The sequence below is a fragment of the Streptomyces sp. NBC_01283 genome, assembly GCF_041435335.1.
Lineage (GTDB): Bacteria > Actinomycetota > Actinomycetes > Streptomycetales > Streptomycetaceae > Streptomyces.
In genome coordinates this window covers 7420113-7435062 of the sequence record NZ_CP108430.1, presented here as the reverse complement: position 1 = coordinate 7435062, position 14950 = coordinate 7420113, and the positions used below count along the sequence as shown (strand labels likewise).

Here is a 14950-nt window from a genome sequence, read left to right as displayed (position 1 = left end):
ATGCGCCCCCGTGCCGCCGCCCTCGCGTCCGCAGCCGCCCTCGTGCTCGCCGCCACCGGAACCCTCGGCGCCGCCCCCGGCGCGGGCCCTCCGCTGCCGGACCGGATGGCCGACACGGGCGGCGGCACCCAGCTCATCACCGCGAAGGCCGCGCGCACCGGCTCCACCACCGGCACGGTCACGTGGTGGGACCGGCGCGGGGGCCGGTGGCTGAAGTCGGGGTCCGCGCCGGCACGGTTCGGCGCGAAGGGCCTGACGGAGGGCGCCACCCGCAAGCAGGGCACGAACACCACCCCCACCGGCCTCTTCCGCCTCCCGTACGCCTTCGGGATCAGGGCCGAGCCGCCGGGCGCGGACTACCCGTACCGCCGCGTCACGAAGAACTCCTGGTGGTGCCAGGACAACGAGTCCCGCTCCTACAACCGCTGGACCCGGCCCCGCCCCGCCGACTGCCGCGCCACCGAGTCCGAACACCTCATCACCTACGACCCCCAGTACGCGCACGCCCTGGTGATCGGCTTCAACTACGACCACCCGGTACGGGGACGCGGCGCCGGAATCTTCCTGCACGTCAACGGCCGCGGGGCGACGGCGGGTTGTGTATCCGTTCCGGACGAGGCCATGACCCGGATCCTGCGCTGGGCAAAGCCGGAGGGGCGACCGCACATGGCGATCGGTACGGAGTCGGGGGCCACCGCCGTCACTCGGTATTGACACCCGCCGGAAAGCGCCGCCGAACCACCCCGCCGAACCGCCCCGCCAGCTCCGTGTAGCGACCACATATCGAGACACGGTTGCGTCCGCACTCCGCGGCGGCGTTGCATCGCCGGGTGCGAACCGAACAGACGATCCCCAGTTCAACGGAGAGCGGCGACAAGGCGGCCCGCCTCGCCGTCACGGTCTTTCCCGTCCTCGTGCTCGTCGCGGGCGCGCTCGGCCTGCTGGCGCCGGACACCTTCAAGGGCTGGGGCACGAACGTCCCGTACCTCCTGGGGCTCGTGATGTTCTGCATGGGGCTCACCATGACCCCGCTCGACTTCCAGGGCGTCGTCAAGCGGCCCTGGGCCGTCGCGCTCGGTCTGGTCGCGCACTACGTGATCATGCCGGGGCTCGGCTGGCTGATCGCCCACGCGCTCGGGCTCTCGCCCCAGCTGGCGGCCGGGGTGATCCTGGTCGGCTGCGCGCCGAGCGGGACCGCGTCCAACGTCGTGACCTATCTGGCGCGCGGTGACGTGGCGCTGTCGGTCTCCGTCGCCACCGTCTCCACCGTGCTCGCGCCGCTCATCACGCCTCCGCTGACGCTGCTCCTCGCAGGCGAGTATCTGCCCGTGGACGCGGGGTCGATGGTCACGGACATCCTCAAGACCGTGCTGCTTCCGGTCCTCGCCGGTCTCGTCGTACGGCTGTTGTTCGGCCGCTACATCGGGCGGGTGCTCAACGCGCTGCCCTGGCTCTCCGCGCTGACCATCGCCGTCATCGTGGCCGTCGTGGTCGCGGGCAGCGCCGCCGCGATCAAGTCGGCCGCCCTCCTAGTGTTCCTCGCCGTCGTTCTGCACAACGGCCTCGGCCTGGCGCTCGGCTACGGCGCGGGCAAGCTGGCCCGCCTCGGCCCGCCGGCCTCGCGCGCCATGGCCTTCGAGGTCGGCATGCAGAACTCGGGGCTCGCCGCGTCGCTCGCCACCGCCCATTTCAGTCCGCTGGCCGCGCTGCCCGCCGCCGTGTTCTCCGTGTGGCACAACGTCTCGGGGGCCCTGGTCGCCGCCTGGATGTCGCACCGGGCGCGGCGGACGGAGCAGCGGGCCGAGCAGGCCTGACCGCCCGCCTCCGCAAAGAATCTTCCGGCGGCCATAGACGGGACGGATCAGCTCCGCTTACCTTCTGGACATACCTGGACAGGTTCATGAGCATCATCGCGTCGCGCACGTACTCGCCGACGAGATCCGCGCCGGGGTGCACGCCGACGGCAGCCGTCTCCCCGGCGAACACGCCCTGCGGGAGCGGTTCGGGGTCAGTCGCACCACCGTGCGGCAGGCGCTGAGCGCGCTCGGCGAGCAGGGGTTCATCGAGACGCACGCCGGGATCGGTTCGATCGTCACGTTCGACGGGACCCCGCTCGACCAGCAGCTCGGCTGGACCCGGGCGCTCGCCGAAGCCGGTGGCAGGGCGGCGCCCGGGGTCCCGCGGTCGGTCAGTGCTCGTTCGAAGCCAGGCGCAGCAAGTGGTCCGCCAGCGCCTGGCCTCCCGTGGCCTCCCGGCTGATCAGCATCAGGGTGTCGTCGCCCGCGATCGTGCCCAGGATGTCGTGCAGCTCCGCCTGGTCGATCGCCGAGGCGAGGAACTGGGCCGCGCCCGGCGGGGTGCGCACGACGACCAGGTTGGCCGAGGCCTCCGCGGAGATCAGGAGTTCCGCGGAGAGGCGGCGCATCCGCTCCTCCTTGGCGGACTCCCCCAGCGGCGCCCGTGGCGTGCGGAAGCCGCCCTCGCTGGGCACCGCGTAGATGAGGTCGCCCTCGGCATTGCGGATCTTCACCGCGTTCAACTCGTCCAGGTCCCGCGAGAGCGTCGCCTGGGTGACCGTGAGGCCGTCGTCGGCGAGCAGCTTCGCGAGCTGGCTCTGGGAGCGGACCGGCTGCCGGTTGAGGATGTCCACGATCCGGCGGTGGCGTGCGGTGCGGGTCTGCGGCACGGCGGGCCCGGCGTGATCCGGGTGTTCCGCGTGCTCGTTGCCTTGCGCCTGGCTCATCGTCGTCTCATTCTCCGGATCGTCCGTCCCCGTCGGCCGCGGTGGCCTGGTCAAGCACGCCGGGCAGGGCCCGCAGGAACGCGTCCACCTCGTCGTCGCGCACGTTCAGCGGTGGCATCAGCCGTACGACATCGGGGGCGGGCACGTTCACCAGGAAGCCGGCGTCCTGAGCCGCCTGCTGCGCCTGGGGCGCGAGCGGCTCGGTGAGCACGATACCCAGCAGCAGGCCCGCTCCCCGGACATGGCCCACGAGCGGGTGGCCGAGTGACTCGATTCCGCCACGCAGCTTCTCGCTCGCCCGCTTCACGTTCTCCAGGAGCCCGTCCGCCTCGATCGTGTCGAGTACGGCGAGCCCCGCCGCGCATGCCACCGGGTTCCCGCCGAACGTCGTTCCGTGGTGACCGGGTTTGAAGAGTTCCGCCGCCGCGCCGAACGCGACCGTCGCGCCGAGCGGCAGGCCACCGCCGAGACCCTTCGCGAGCGTGACGACGTCGGGCTCCACGCCCTCGTGCGCGAGGTACTCGAACCAGTGGCCGGTACGGCCGATTCCGGTCTGTACCTCGTCGAGGACGAGGAGGGTCCCGGTGGCCGCGGTGATCTCGCGGGCTGCCTTGAGGTAGCCCGCGGGCGGCACGATCACGCCGTTCTCGCCCTGGATGGGCTCGATGACGACCAGGGCGGTCTCTTCGGTGACCGCCGCCCGCAGGGCCGCTACGTCGCCGTACGGGACATGCGTGACGTCGCCGGGCAGCGGCAGGAACGGCTCCTGCTTGGCGGGCTGGCCGGTGAGCGCGAGTGCCCCCATGGTCCGGCCGTGGAAGCCGCCCTCGGTGGCGACCATGTGCGCACGCCCGGTCAGCCGGCCGATCTTGAAGGCGCCTTCGTTGGCCTCGGCACCGGAGTTGCAGAAGTACACCCGGCCCGGACGGCCGAAGAGCTGGAGCAGCCGCTCGGCAAGGGCGACCGGCGGCTCGGCGACGAAGAGGTTCGAGACGTGGCCGAGGGAGGCGATCTGGGTGCTGACCGCCTCGACGACCGCCGGGTGGGCGTGGCCGAGCGCGTTGACCGCGATGCCGCCGACGAAGTCGACGTATTCCGTGCCGTCGGCGTCCCACAGCTTGCTGCCCGCGCCGCGGACGAGGGGCAGCTTCGGCGTGCCGTAGTTGTCCATCAGCGCGTCCTGCCAGCGCCGGGTCAGTTCCTGGTTTCCCGTCACGACCGCACATCCCCCTCTGCGTCGGGCACGACCATCGTGCCGATGCCCTCGTCGGTGAAGATCTCCAGCAGGATCGAGTGCTGGACCCGGCCGTCGATCACGCGGGCCGTCTCGACGCCGTTGCGCACGGCGTGCAGACAGCCCTCCATCTTGGGGACCATGCCGCTGGCCAGCTCGGGAAGGAGCTTCTCCAGCTCCTTCGCGGTCAGGCGGCTGATCACCTCGTCGCTGTTCGGCCAGTCCTCGTAGAGCCCCTCGACGTCCGTGAGGACCATCAGGGTCTCTGCGTCCAGCGCAGCCGCAAGTGCCGCAGCCGCCGTATCAGCATTGACGTTGTAGACATGTCCGTCATCCTGGGAACGGGCGATCGAGCTGACGACCGGGATACGGCCGTCGGCGAGCAGGGCCTCGATGGCGCCGGTGTCGATCTCGGTGATCTCGCCGACGCGGCCGATGTCGACCAACTCGCCCTCGATGCGGGGCTGATGCTTGGTGGCGGTGATGGTGTGCGCGTCCTCGCCGGTGAGGCCGACGGCGAGCGGGCCGTGCTGGTTGAGCAGCCCGACGAGCTCGCGCTGGACCTGGCCCGCGAGCACCATGCGTACGACGTCCATGGCGTCCTCGGTGGTGACCCGCAGGCCTGCCTTGAACTCGCTGACGATGCCGTGCCGGTCCAGAGCCGCGCTGATCTGCGGTCCGCCGCCGTGCACGACGACGGGCCTGAGGCCCGCGTGGTGCAGGAACACGACGTCCTGCGCGAAGGCCGCCTTCAGCTCCTCGTCGACCATGGCGTTGCCGCCGAACTTGATGACGACGGTCTTGCCGCGGTGCCGGGTCAGCCAGGGCAGCGCCTCGATGAGGATCTGTGCCTTGGGGAGCGCGGTGTGCTTCCGCGCGGTCGGATTGCCGCTCGTGTTGCCGCTCGTGTTGCCGCTCATGAGGAGTACGCGCTGTTCTCGTGGACGTAGTCGGCGGTGAGGTCGTTGGCCCAGATCACGACGGGCTCGGCGGTGCCGGCCGCCAGATCCGCGGTGATCCGGATCTCGCGGTACCGCATGTCGACGAGGTCGCGGTCCTCGCCCACGCTGCCCTTCTTGCAGACCCAGACGCCGTTGATGGCGACGTTCAGCAGGTCGGGCTCGAAGGCGGCCTTCGTGGTGCCGATGGCGGAGAGCACCCGGCCCCAGTTGGGGTCCTCGCCGTGCAGGGCGCACTTGAGGAGGTTGTTGCGGGCGATGGAGCGGCCCACCTCGACGGCGTCGTCCTCGGAGGCGGCGTTGACCACCTCGATCCGGATGTCCTTGCTCGCGCCCTCGGCGTCGCCGATGAGCTGGCGGGCGAGGTCGTCGCAGACCGTGCGGACGGCCTCGGCGAACGCGGCGTACTCCGGGGCGACGTGTGAGGCACCCGAGGCGAGCAGGAGCACGGTGTCGTTCGTCGACATGCAGCCGTCGGAGTCGACGCGGTCGAAGGTGACCTTCGTGGCGTCCCGCAGCGCCTTGTCCAGGACGTCCGCCTCAAGGTCGGCGTCCGTGGTGAGGACCACGAGCATCGTGGCGAGTCCGGGGGCGAGCATGCCCGCGCCCTTGGCCATGCCGCCGACCGTCCACCCGTCCCGGGTGACCACGGCCGTCTTGTGCACGCTGTCGGTGGTCTTGATGGCGATGGCGGCCTTCTCGCCGCCGTGTGCGGAGAGTTCACCGGCCGCGGCCTCGACGCCCGGCAGGAGCTTGTCCATGGGGAGCGTGACACCGATGAGTCCCGTCGACGCGACGGCGACCTCGCCCGCGTTCAGGTCCAGGGTCTCGGCGACCTTCTCGGCGGTGGCGTGGGTGTCCTGGAACCCCTGGGGGCCCGTACAGGCGTTGGCGCCACCGGAGTTGAGGACGACGGCCGAGATGAGCCCGCCCTTGACCACCTGCTCCGACCAGAGGACGGGGGCGGCCTTGACGCGGTTGGAGGTGAAGACGCCCGCGGCGGCCAGGCGGGGCCCGGTGTTGACCACGAGGGCCAGGTCCGGGTTGCCGTTCTCCTTGATTCCGGCGGCGATGCCCGCCGCCGTGAATCCCTGTGCTGCCGTGACGCTCACGGTGCCACTCCGATCGTGGTGAGCCCGGTGGCCTCGTCGAGGCCGAGGGCGATGTTCATGCTCTGCAGGGCGCCGCCCGCGGTGCCCTTGGTCAGGTTGTCGATGGCGCTGATCACGACGACGCGGCCCGCGGCCTCGTCGTACGCGACCTGGATCTGCACGGCGTTCGAGCCGTACACGGCGGCGGTCGCGGGCCACTGCCCCTCGGGGAGCAGGCGCACGAACGGTTCGTCCGCGTAGGCCTTCTCGTACGCGGCCCGCACGGACTCGGCGGTGACACCCTCCGTCGCCTTCGCACTGCACGTGGCGAGGATGCCGCGGGGCATCGGGGCCAGGGTGGGTGTGAAGGAGACGGTGACGGGGGTGCCCGCGGCGGCCGACAGGTTCTGGATCATCTCCGGGGTGTGCCGGTGGACGCCGCCCACGCCGTACGGCGACATGGAGCCCATGACCTCGGAGCCCAGCAGGTGCGGTTTGGCCGCCTTGCCCGCGCCCGAGGTCCCGGAGGCGGCGACGACGACCGCTTCGGCCTCGGCGAGCCCGGCGGCGTACGCGGGAAAGAGCGCGAGCGACACGGCGGTCGGGTAGCAGCCGGGCACCGCGATGCGCTTGGACCCCGCGAGGGCCGCGCGCGCTCCCGGCAGCTCGGGCAGGCCGTAGGGCCAGGTCCCGGCGTGCTCGCTGCCGTAGAACTTCTCCCAGTCGGCCGCGTCCTTCAGCCGGAAGTCGGCGCCCATGTCGACGACGAGGACGTCCGGGCCGAGCTGCTCGGCGACGGCGGCGGACTGGCCGTGGGGCAGGGCGAGGAAGACGACATCGTGTCCGGCGAGGACCTCGGCGGTGGTCGGCTCCAGGACGCGGTCGGCGAGCGGCATCAGGTGCGGCTGCAGCGCGCCCAGGCGCTGGCCCGCGTTCGAGTTGCCGGTCAGGGCGCCGATCTCCACCTCGGGGTGGACGAGCAGCAGACGCAGCAATTCACCGCCCGCGTACCCACTCGCTCCCGCCACTGCTGCGCGTACCGCCATGGAACCCTCCTCCTAGATGGCATGACTATACGTATCAGCGCAGTTTTATGCAACGAGGTTCCGGTGCGGCCTCCCGGGTTGACCTTGTCACCGTGTCAAGGTCTTCACTGCTCGCCAGGGAGGTGGTCTCGATGACGATCACGCGACAGGACACGGATGCGGTACGAGCGCTGGAGGGGCTGCTTCAGGGGTTGGCGGACGATCATTCGTCCGTGCGGCTGCGGGCCGCCCTGGAGGTCGGCACGACGCCCGGCCCGTGCTTCGTCGACAGGCTCGTCGAGCGCTGCGCGGTCGAGCCCGAGTTCTTCGTCCGCGACATGCTGACGTGGGCGCTCACCCGCCACCCGGTGTCCATGACGCTTCCCCGGCTGCTCCGCGAGGTCCGCTCGGAGGGGGTGCAGGCACGGAGTCAGGCGCTGCACACGCTGTCCAAGATCGGGGACCGGCGGGCGTGGCCGGCGATCACGCCCGCGCTCCTGTCCGACGCCGACGACGAGGTGGCGCGCAGCGCCTGGCGGGCCGCGGTCGTCCTCGTGCCGGAGGGCGAGGAGGGTGCGCTGGCCACGGTGCTTGCGACGCAGCTCGGGCGCGGTGGGCGGGAGACGCGGCTGAGTCTCAGCCGGGCGCTGGTCGCCCTGGGAGACGTGATCGCGCCGGCCCTGCTCGCCGCGGCGAAGGACCCTGAGCCACGCGTGCGCACGCACGCGCTCGCCACCCAGCGGCTGCTGCGCGACCCCGACGCCGGGTTCGAGGCCGCGATCGAGGAGGCGAAGCGCGTCGTGGCCCTCGACGGGTCCGGCCAGGAGGGACGATAGGGCGTGTTGATCGGTGAGGTGGCGCGACGGTCCGGGGTCAGTGCCCGCATGCTCCGGCACTACGAGTCGCTCGGACTGGTGCGCCCCTCGGGCCGTACCGGCTCCGGCTACCGGGAGTACTCCGCGGCGGACATCCGGCAGATCTTCCAGATCGAGAGCCTGCGGTCACTGGGTCTGTCGCTGCGCGAGATCGGACGCGCGCTCGACGATCCCGGCTGCACGCCCTCCGCGCTCGTCGACGACCTCATCCGTCAGACGCGCGAGCGCATCGCGGCGGAGACCGAGCTGCTCACGCGACTGCGCCGGATCGATGCCGCGGACCCCGCCGGCTGGGAGGACGTCCTCCAGGTCGTGGCGCTCCTCCAGGCACTGGGATCCAAGAGCGCCGACGCGCGCCAGCGCGCGGCCCTGGCCTCCGTCGACGAGGTTCCGGTGCCGGTGGACGCCCTGGTCGAGGCGGCACTGAGCGAGCGGGATCCGAACGTCGCGGGGGCCCTCCGATGGGCGCTGGCGCGATCGGGCGACCGCGGCACGGCTCTGCTGGCCAAGGCCCTCGACTCACCGGCGGCCGAGGTACGGGAACGTGCCGTCCGGTCCCTCGCCGAGATGCCCGGCGGGGCCGCCGCCGCGCATCTGCGGGATGCCCTCGCGAACCCCGACGTCGTGGTCCGCGGGTGCGCGGCTCTGACGCTCGGGGCGCGTGGGGTGGCCGATGCGGTCCCGATGCTCGTCGACATGATCGTGGAGGGAAGGAACGACACCGACGCGGCCGATGCGCTGAGCGTGCTGGCGAGCGACACCGCGATGGCGGACCGGATCGCGACGAGGCTCGTCGACCGCCTGACCCACGACACCACCGGAGCACCCGCACGCGGACGGCTGACCCAGGCGCTTGCGGGCATCCCGGGGGCGAGGGCGTCCGGTGCCCTCGTGGAGCTGTCGCACGACGCGGACCGTGCCGTCGCGCTGACCGCGGCCTACCTCCTTCAGCTGCGCGACGCACGATGACGGACCGTGCCCCGGGGGCCGCATAAGCGGCCTAGGGGAAATACTCGGCCGATCGGTCTCGGCCGGCGATGAGTTCGCGCGGCGGCAAGGGTCAATAGAGGCAGACGCACACCACGCCGTACGACAGGAGAGACTCATGCCCCGGATCACGCCCAGCCTCTGGTTCGACGAGCAGGGCGAGGACGCCGCCACGTTCTACGTCTCGGTGTTCCCGAACTCGAAGATCACGAACGTCTCCTACTACGGCGAGGCCGGGCCGCGGCCCGCCGGGACCGTGCTCACCGTCGAGTTCGAGCTCGACGGCCAGCAGTTCCTGGCGCTCAACGGCGGCCCCCAGTTCACCTTCAACGAAGCGGTCTCCTTCACGATCGACTGCGCCGACCAGGAGGAGGTCGACCACTACTGGACGAAGCTCTCCGAGGGCGGCGAGGAGGGCCCCTGCGGCTGGCTCAAGGACAAGTTCGGCCTCTCCTGGCAGGTCGTCCCCGCCGCCATGGGCGAGCTGATGTCCGACCCCGACCAGGGACGGGCGCAGCGCGCCATGACGGCCATGCTCGGCATGAGGAAGCTCGACGTGGCGGCGCTGTACGCGGCGGCGGACGGGAAGTGACCGCCGCGTCGTCGGCCTCAACGCCAGGCTCAACGCCCGTGGAAATGGCTTGACTTGGAGTCGACTCCAACTCCTAGGGTCGGAGCCGACCGCCCTGAAAAGGGCATTCGGCTCCACCTGGAGGTACCGGCATGACCAGCATTCCCACCCGCCGTCTCGGAGCACTGACCGTCTCGGCGCAGGGGCTCGGCTGCATGGGGATGAGCCACGCCTACGGCACCTCGGACGACGCGCAGTCGATCGCGACGCTCCACCGCGCCCTCGACCTCGGCGTCACCCTGCTCGACACCTCCGACTTCTACGGCGCGGGGCACAACGAAGAGCTGATCGGGCGTGCGCTGGCCGGCCGGCGCGAGCAGGCCGTCGTCGCCACGAAGTTCGGCTTCACCAACCGCCTCGGCGAGTCGACGCGGATCAGGGGCGACGCCGCGTACGTACGCGAGGCGTGCGACGCCTCGCTGCGGCGGCTCGGGACCGACCACATCGACCTGTACTACCTGCACCGCGTCGACCGGGACGTGCCCATCGAGGAGACGGTCGGCGCGATGGCCGAGCTCGTCGAGGCCGGGAAGGTACGTCACCTCGGGCTCTCCGAGGCGAGCGCGCGGACGATCCGGCGGGCGCACGCGGTGCATCCCATCGCAGCGCTGCAGAGCGAGTGGTCACTCTGGACGCGGGACCTGGAGGCGGAGATCGCGCCGGTCTGCCGGGAGCTCGGCATCGGCGTCGTGCCGTTCTCGCCACTCGGCCGCGGCTTCCTGACCGGGCGCTACACCTCGGTCGCCGGTCTCCAGGAAGGGGACATGCGGCGCGAGCAGCCGCGGTTCGCCGACGGGAACCTGGAGCGGAACCTGCCCATCGTGGCCGCCCTCGACAAGCTCGCCGAGGAGAAGGGCGTCACCGCGGGGCAGCTCGCCCTGGCCTGGGTGCAGCACCGCGGCGACGATGTGGTGCCGATCCCCGGCACGCGCCGGGAGAAGTACCTCACGGAGAACCTGGGCGCGCTGGCCATCGAACTCTCCGCCGACGAGCTCGCGGCGATCGACGCGGCGGCTCCCGCGGACGCGGTCGCCGGGACCCGGTACGACGAGAACAGCCTCGGGTTCGTCGACAAGTAGACCTCCCTGGACAGGGGGGCGGGACCGGGGGCCGGGGCCGGGTGCCGCGTAACCTGCGGACATGCCCTTTCCGGATGAAGCAGCCGAGGCCTTCCACGGCGTGCCGGACGTGCTGGCGTACCTGGCCGGGACATGGCAGGTGGAGCGGACCGCGCGGGATGTGGCGGGCAACGCGGAGGGCCACTTCTCCGGCACGACGGCGTTCACCGCGTCCGGGGACGGGGGCCTTCTGCACCACGAGTCCGGCACCTTCACCTGGCGCGGCACCCCTCGCCCCGCCGAACGCACCCTGCGCTTCCTGCCGGGCGACGGACCGGGCACCGCGCGCGTCCTCTTCGCCGACGGCCGCCCCTTCCACGACCTGGACCTGCGCACCGGCAGGCACACCGCCGACCATCCGTGCGCGCTCGACCTCTACCGGGGCGAGTTCGAGGTGTACGACGAGTGGCGCTGGCGGATGCGGTGGCGGGTCGCGGGCCCCGCCAAGGACCTGATCCTCACGACGGCGTACACCCGACGCGACCCCACAGCGCCGCACACGACTCAGCCACATCGTCCGTCCCCGGAAAGTCAGGGCCGGTAGCGATCCCCACGGCTTCCGGGGCACGTCTCCCAGCGCGGAACCCCTCGGGCGCCACGGGGCTCACCGGCCGCCACCGTTCGCCGCCGCCCCTTCGCCCTCGGCCGCGATGCGCAGGTTCCAGCGGCCTCCGTGACCGGTCAGGGTGACCGTCGACAGGGGGCGGACGTCGATGTTCCAGTACGTCGACGGGGGCGCCTTCAGGGCGTAGACGAGCGCCGCACGGACCACCGCGGGTTCGGCCACCGCGAGGACCCGTGAGCCGTCGCCGACGGGGCGCGTGTCCAGCCAGCCGCCGATCCGCGAGATGAACGCGAGGAGCGACTCGCCGCCGTGCGGCGCCGAGCGCGGGTCGCGCAGCCAGGCGTCGACGGCGGCGGGCTCGCGCGCCGTCACATCGGCGAGGGTCAGACCGCGCCAGCGCCCCATGCCGCAGTCCCGCAGAGCCGGCTGGGCCAGCGGCGCGAAGCCGAGGCCGTCGCCGGTGGCGCGGCTGCGGGGCGTGGGCGAGCAGTAGCGCAGCTCGGCCACGCCCAGCGGCAGCAGCGCGGGCGCGGCGAGCTGCACCTCGTGCCAGCCAGCCCGGTCGAGCGGGCGGTCGTCCTCGAAGCGCTCGGCGAGCAGCGAGCCGCTTCGCGCGGCGGCGACGAGCGAGACCCGAACATGCATGCGGTGATCGTGGAGCGCGCCGGTGCGCAGGTCAAGGCTTTGCCGAGGGTACGTATGGAGCCCTCGCGCCCGGGATGTCACGAAGCGGACCGCTTACTGCCGGCCGAGCGCCATCCACTTCTCCGGGTCTTCGAGCGCGCTGAATCCGACCTTCTCGTACACCCCGTGCGCATCGGCCGTAGCCAGCAGAATTCGCCGCAGACCGCACGGCTCCAGGTGGTCCCTGACCCCCGCCACGAGCGCGCTCCCGAAGCCCTTGCCGCGCACCGACCGGTCGACGTACACGTCGCAGAGCCAGGCGAAGGTCGTGTGGTCCGTGACCACGCGGGCGTACGCGACCTGCTCGCCGGAAGCCGCCTCGTAGACCCCGAAGTTGAGCGATCCGGCGATCGCCCGGTCCTGCTTCTCGCGGGATCTCCCCCTCGCCCAGTACGCGTCCGTGGAGAGCCACTGATGGACGCGGGCGGCATCGAGGCGGGCGGAGTCGGTGGACATCTCGTACCCGGCGGGCAGCGTGTGCGGTGCGTCGGTCATGGCGGCAAGCCTCGCAGCCGCCCCGCCCGGCGGCCTCAGCGGGCGGAGCCCCACACCTCGTCACACGCGCCGCGAAGCCTCCGCACCCCTTCGGCGATCTCACCGAGCCCCGCGACCGCCGCGAAGCTCATCCGCAGGTACGCCGCCGGGGGCTCGGCCGCGAAGTACGGGCGTCCTGGGGCCACCGCGACGCCCGCGCGCAACGCCGCGCCCGTCAGTGCGGCCTCGTCCGCGCCATCGGGCAGGCGCAGCCACAGGAGGTAGCCGCCCGCGGGGATGTGCGGCAGGGCGAGTTCGGGCAGATGGAGGCGCAGGGCCGCGGACATCGCGTCCCTGCGGTCCTTCAACTCGCCCGCCACGTGCCGCAGATGGCGCGGCCAGGCCGGGGAGCCGACCAGTTCGAGCGCCGCCTCCTGGAGCGGTCTCGGCACGAAGAAGTGGTCGACGACCTGGATGGCGCGCAGCCGCTCCAGGACCGGTCCGCGCGCGGCGAGCGCGCTCACCCGGAAGCTCGGCGACGTGGCCTTGGTGAGCGAGCAGACATGCACGACGACCCCGTCGGGGTCGTCGGACTGCAGGGGCCTGGGCAGCGGCCCCGCGTCCTCGTGGACGAGGCGGCGCACGAAGTCGTCCTCGATGACGAAGGCTCCGGCCTCGCGGGCGATGCGCAGGACCTCCGGGCGGCGCTCCGCCGAGAGCACCGCCCCCGTCGGGTTCTGGAACAGCGGCTGGCAGACGAAGACCCGTGCCCCCGTGGCCTTGAACGCCGCGGCGAGCAACTGGGGGCGTACGCCGTCCACGTCCACCGGCACCGGGACCGGCCGCAGCCCCGCCGCGCGGGCGATGGCCAGCATGCCGGGATACGTCGGCGACTCGACCAGGACGGGCGCGCCCGGCGGGGCGAGCGCCCGCAGTGCCGTGGTGAGCCCGCTCTGGCCGCCCGCGGTGATCAGCACCTCGGCGGCGGTGATCGCCCCGCCGATGCCCCGCGCGAACCACTCCCGCAGCTCGGGGAGCCCGTCGATCGGCGGTCTCCCCCACGCGCCGGGCCGCCGCCCCGCCCGCGCCAGGGCCGCCGCCATCGCACGCTCGGGCTGCAGCGAGGGGTGCAGATAGCCGCCGTTGAACTCGATGACGCCGGGCGACGGCGCCGCGAGCGTGACCAGGACCCCGGAGGCGTCCACCGCGCGCGGCACCAGCTCCGTCGCCGCGTCGGCGCTCAGCGACACCTCCTGCCACGAGGTGTCGCCCGCCGGAGCGGCGGCGGCCTGCGGTTCGGCGCGGAAGACCCCGGCGCCGGGCCGGGTGACGACAAGCCCCTCGGCGGCGAGCTGCCCCAGGGCCCGCGACACGGTCACCGGGCTCACCCTGAACCGGTCGACCAGTGCCCGGCTCGACGGCAGCTTTCCACCAGGTGAGTAGCGGTCCAGCTCGTCCCGCAACCGTTTTGCCAACTCAGCCACACTGCTACCCTCATGCATGACAGCACAGGATAGCGCTACTCGCCCGAGCCGGATAGCAGTCACCGCACCCGCAAGCACCGGTGCCGGCACCTCGCAGCACGGCTCCGCACGGCACGGCTCCGCACAGCACAGCTCCCGCCGGGCAGGCACCGTCATGGCCGCGCTCGGCGTCACCGCCTTCTCGCTCACCTTCCCCTCCACCGCCTGGGGCCTGGAGGGCATCGGCCCCTGGTCGTTCGTGGCCCTGCGCTGCGTGCTGAGCGCGGTCATCGCGGGCGGCGCCCTGCTCGCCCTGCGCGTTCCGCTGCCCGCCCGCCGCCACTGGGCCGGGCTCACGGTCGTCGCCGCCGGGGTCGTCATCGGCTTCCCGCTGCTCACCACGCTCGCCCTGCAGACCTCGACCACCGCCCACGCGGCCGTGGTCGTCGGTCTGCTCCCGCTGACGACCGCCGTGTTCTCGGTGCTGCGCACCGGGGCGCGGCCCTCGCGGGGTTTCTGGGCCGCCGCTCTCGCGGGCGCGGCGGCGGTGATCGCGTTCACGGTCCAGCAGAGCGGCGGCGCCCTGTCGACCGCCGACCTCTACCTCTTCGCCTCGCTCCTCATCTGCGCGGCCGGTTACACCGAGGGCGGCCGTCTCGCCCGCGAGATGCCGGGCTGGCAGGTCATCGGCTGGGCGCTCGTCCTGTGCCTGCCGCTCGCCGTGGCGGGGGCGGCCGTCGCCCTGCAGTACGAGCCCTTCCAGCTGACCGGGCACAGCACCGCGGGACTGCTCTACGCCGCCATCGGTTCGCAGTTCCTCGGCCTGGTCGTCTGGTACCGCGGCATGGCCGCGATCGGCGTGCCCAAGGCCAGCCAGCTCCAGCTCGCGCAGCCGCTGCTCACGCTGGTCTGGTCGGTCTTCCTGCTCGGCGAGCACCTCACGCCCGCCGCGCCGCTGACCGCCGCCGCCGTCCTCGTGTGCATCGCGGTCACCCAACGGGCGCGCGGCTAGAGCCCTAGACCCTGACGGCCGGGCCCCAGGTTCCACCACCGGCCGTACACTTGCGGCCACGGAAGGCAACCGCAGGGTGGGACGAGGAG

General features: G+C 72.4%; 17 protein-coding genes. 9 read left to right on the top strand and 8 right to left on the bottom strand.

The window, feature by feature from the left end:
* The 3 genes from OG302_RS33720 (at position 1) to OG302_RS33710 (ending at position 2259) form a co-directional block, all read left to right on the top strand.
* Positions 1-714, top strand: coding sequence for a L,D-transpeptidase (locus tag OG302_RS33720; protein ID WP_371530225.1), 714 nt, complete (start codon positions 1-3; stop codon positions 712-714).
* A gap of 104 nt (positions 715-818) precedes the next feature.
* Positions 819-1814 (top strand): bile acid:sodium symporter family protein, encoded by a 996-nt coding sequence (locus OG302_RS33715; RefSeq protein WP_371750315.1) that lies wholly within the window; start codon positions 819-821, stop codon positions 1812-1814.
* A gap of 46 nt (positions 1815-1860) precedes the next feature.
* A complete protein-coding gene (locus OG302_RS33710) occupies positions 1861-2259 on the top strand; it encodes a GntR family transcriptional regulator (protein WP_371750314.1) in 399 nt (132 codons plus the stop codon).
* On the opposite strand, the gene OG302_RS33705 is transcribed toward OG302_RS33710, so the two are convergent.
* The 5 genes from OG302_RS33705 to argC are packed head-to-tail and all read right to left on the bottom strand — an operon-like array spanning position 2189 to position 7073.
* Complete coding sequence (locus OG302_RS33705; RefSeq protein WP_361834342.1) at positions 2189-2743, bottom strand: arginine repressor; 555 nt, start codon at positions 2741-2743, stop codon at positions 2189-2191. The genes OG302_RS33710 and OG302_RS33705 overlap by 71 nt on opposite strands.
* A 7-nt stretch (positions 2744-2750) precedes the next feature.
* Positions 2751-3959, bottom strand: coding sequence for an acetylornithine transaminase (locus OG302_RS33700; protein ID WP_371530224.1), 1209 nt, complete (start codon positions 3957-3959; stop codon positions 2751-2753).
* Positions 3956-4897 (bottom strand): acetylglutamate kinase, encoded by a 942-nt coding sequence (argB, locus tag OG302_RS33695; RefSeq protein ID WP_371530223.1) that lies wholly within the window; start codon positions 4895-4897, stop codon positions 3956-3958. Before argB ends, OG302_RS33700 begins: the two co-directional genes overlap by 4 nt.
* Positions 4894-6048 (bottom strand): bifunctional glutamate N-acetyltransferase/amino-acid acetyltransferase ArgJ, encoded by a 1155-nt coding sequence (argJ, locus tag OG302_RS33690; RefSeq protein ID WP_371530222.1) that lies wholly within the window; start codon positions 6046-6048, stop codon positions 4894-4896. The genes argB and argJ overlap by 4 nt, the downstream gene beginning before the upstream one ends.
* Positions 6045-7073, bottom strand: a complete 1029-nt coding sequence (gene argC, locus OG302_RS33685) for an N-acetyl-gamma-glutamyl-phosphate reductase (protein ID WP_371530221.1) — start codon at positions 7071-7073, stop codon at positions 6045-6047. Before argC ends, argJ begins: the two co-directional genes overlap by 4 nt.
* A 131-nt stretch (positions 7074-7204) precedes the next feature.
* Between argC and OG302_RS33680 the strand changes: the two genes are divergently transcribed.
* The 5 genes from OG302_RS33680 to OG302_RS33660 all read left to right on the top strand — a co-directional run bounded on the left by OG302_RS33680 (position 7205) and on the right by OG302_RS33660 (position 11207).
* Positions 7205-7888: a HEAT repeat domain-containing protein gene (locus OG302_RS33680; RefSeq protein WP_371530220.1), complete on the top strand. Its 684-nt coding sequence runs from the start codon at positions 7205-7207 to the stop codon at positions 7886-7888.
* 3 nt (positions 7889-7891) lie between these two features.
* On the top strand, positions 7892-8896 hold the full coding sequence (locus tag OG302_RS33675) for a MerR family transcriptional regulator (protein ID WP_371530219.1): 1005 nt from the start codon (positions 7892-7894) through the stop codon (positions 8894-8896).
* A 136-nt stretch (positions 8897-9032) separates the two neighbouring features.
* Entirely contained in the window at positions 9033-9506 is a 474-nt protein-coding gene (locus OG302_RS33670; protein WP_371530218.1) for a VOC family protein, read from the top strand.
* A 131-nt stretch (positions 9507-9637) separates the two neighbouring features.
* Positions 9638-10624: an aldo/keto reductase gene (locus tag OG302_RS33665; protein WP_371530217.1), complete on the top strand. Its 987-nt coding sequence runs from the start codon at positions 9638-9640 to the stop codon at positions 10622-10624.
* Positions 10625-10685: 61 nt separating this feature from the next.
* Positions 10686-11207, top strand: coding sequence for a DUF6314 family protein (locus OG302_RS33660; protein WP_371530216.1), 522 nt, complete (start codon positions 10686-10688; stop codon positions 11205-11207).
* Positions 11208-11267: 60 nt separating this feature from the next.
* On the opposite strand, the gene OG302_RS33655 is transcribed toward OG302_RS33660, so the two are convergent.
* The 3 genes from OG302_RS33655 to OG302_RS33645 form a co-directional block, all read right to left on the bottom strand.
* Positions 11268-11873, bottom strand: a complete 606-nt coding sequence (locus tag OG302_RS33655; protein WP_371530215.1) for a histidine phosphatase family protein — start codon at positions 11871-11873, stop codon at positions 11268-11270.
* A 93-nt stretch (positions 11874-11966) separates the two neighbouring features.
* Positions 11967-12407 carry a GNAT family N-acetyltransferase gene (locus OG302_RS33650; RefSeq protein WP_371530214.1) on the bottom strand — a complete coding sequence of 147 codons (441 nt, stop codon included), beginning with the start codon at positions 12405-12407 and terminating at the stop codon, positions 11967-11969.
* Positions 12408-12442: 35 nt separating this feature from the next.
* The gene (locus OG302_RS33645) at positions 12443-13888 is read right to left on the bottom strand and encodes a PLP-dependent aminotransferase family protein (RefSeq protein WP_371530213.1); all 1446 of its coding nucleotides are present in this window, start codon (positions 13886-13888) and stop codon (positions 12443-12445) included.
* On the opposite strand from OG302_RS33645, the gene OG302_RS33640 reads away from it, so the two are divergent.
* Positions 13887-14861 (top strand): DMT family transporter, encoded by a 975-nt coding sequence (locus OG302_RS33640; protein ID WP_371530212.1) that lies wholly within the window; start codon positions 13887-13889, stop codon positions 14859-14861. The genes OG302_RS33645 and OG302_RS33640 overlap by 2 nt on opposite strands.
* The last annotated feature ends 89 nt before the right edge of the window (positions 14862-14950 follow it).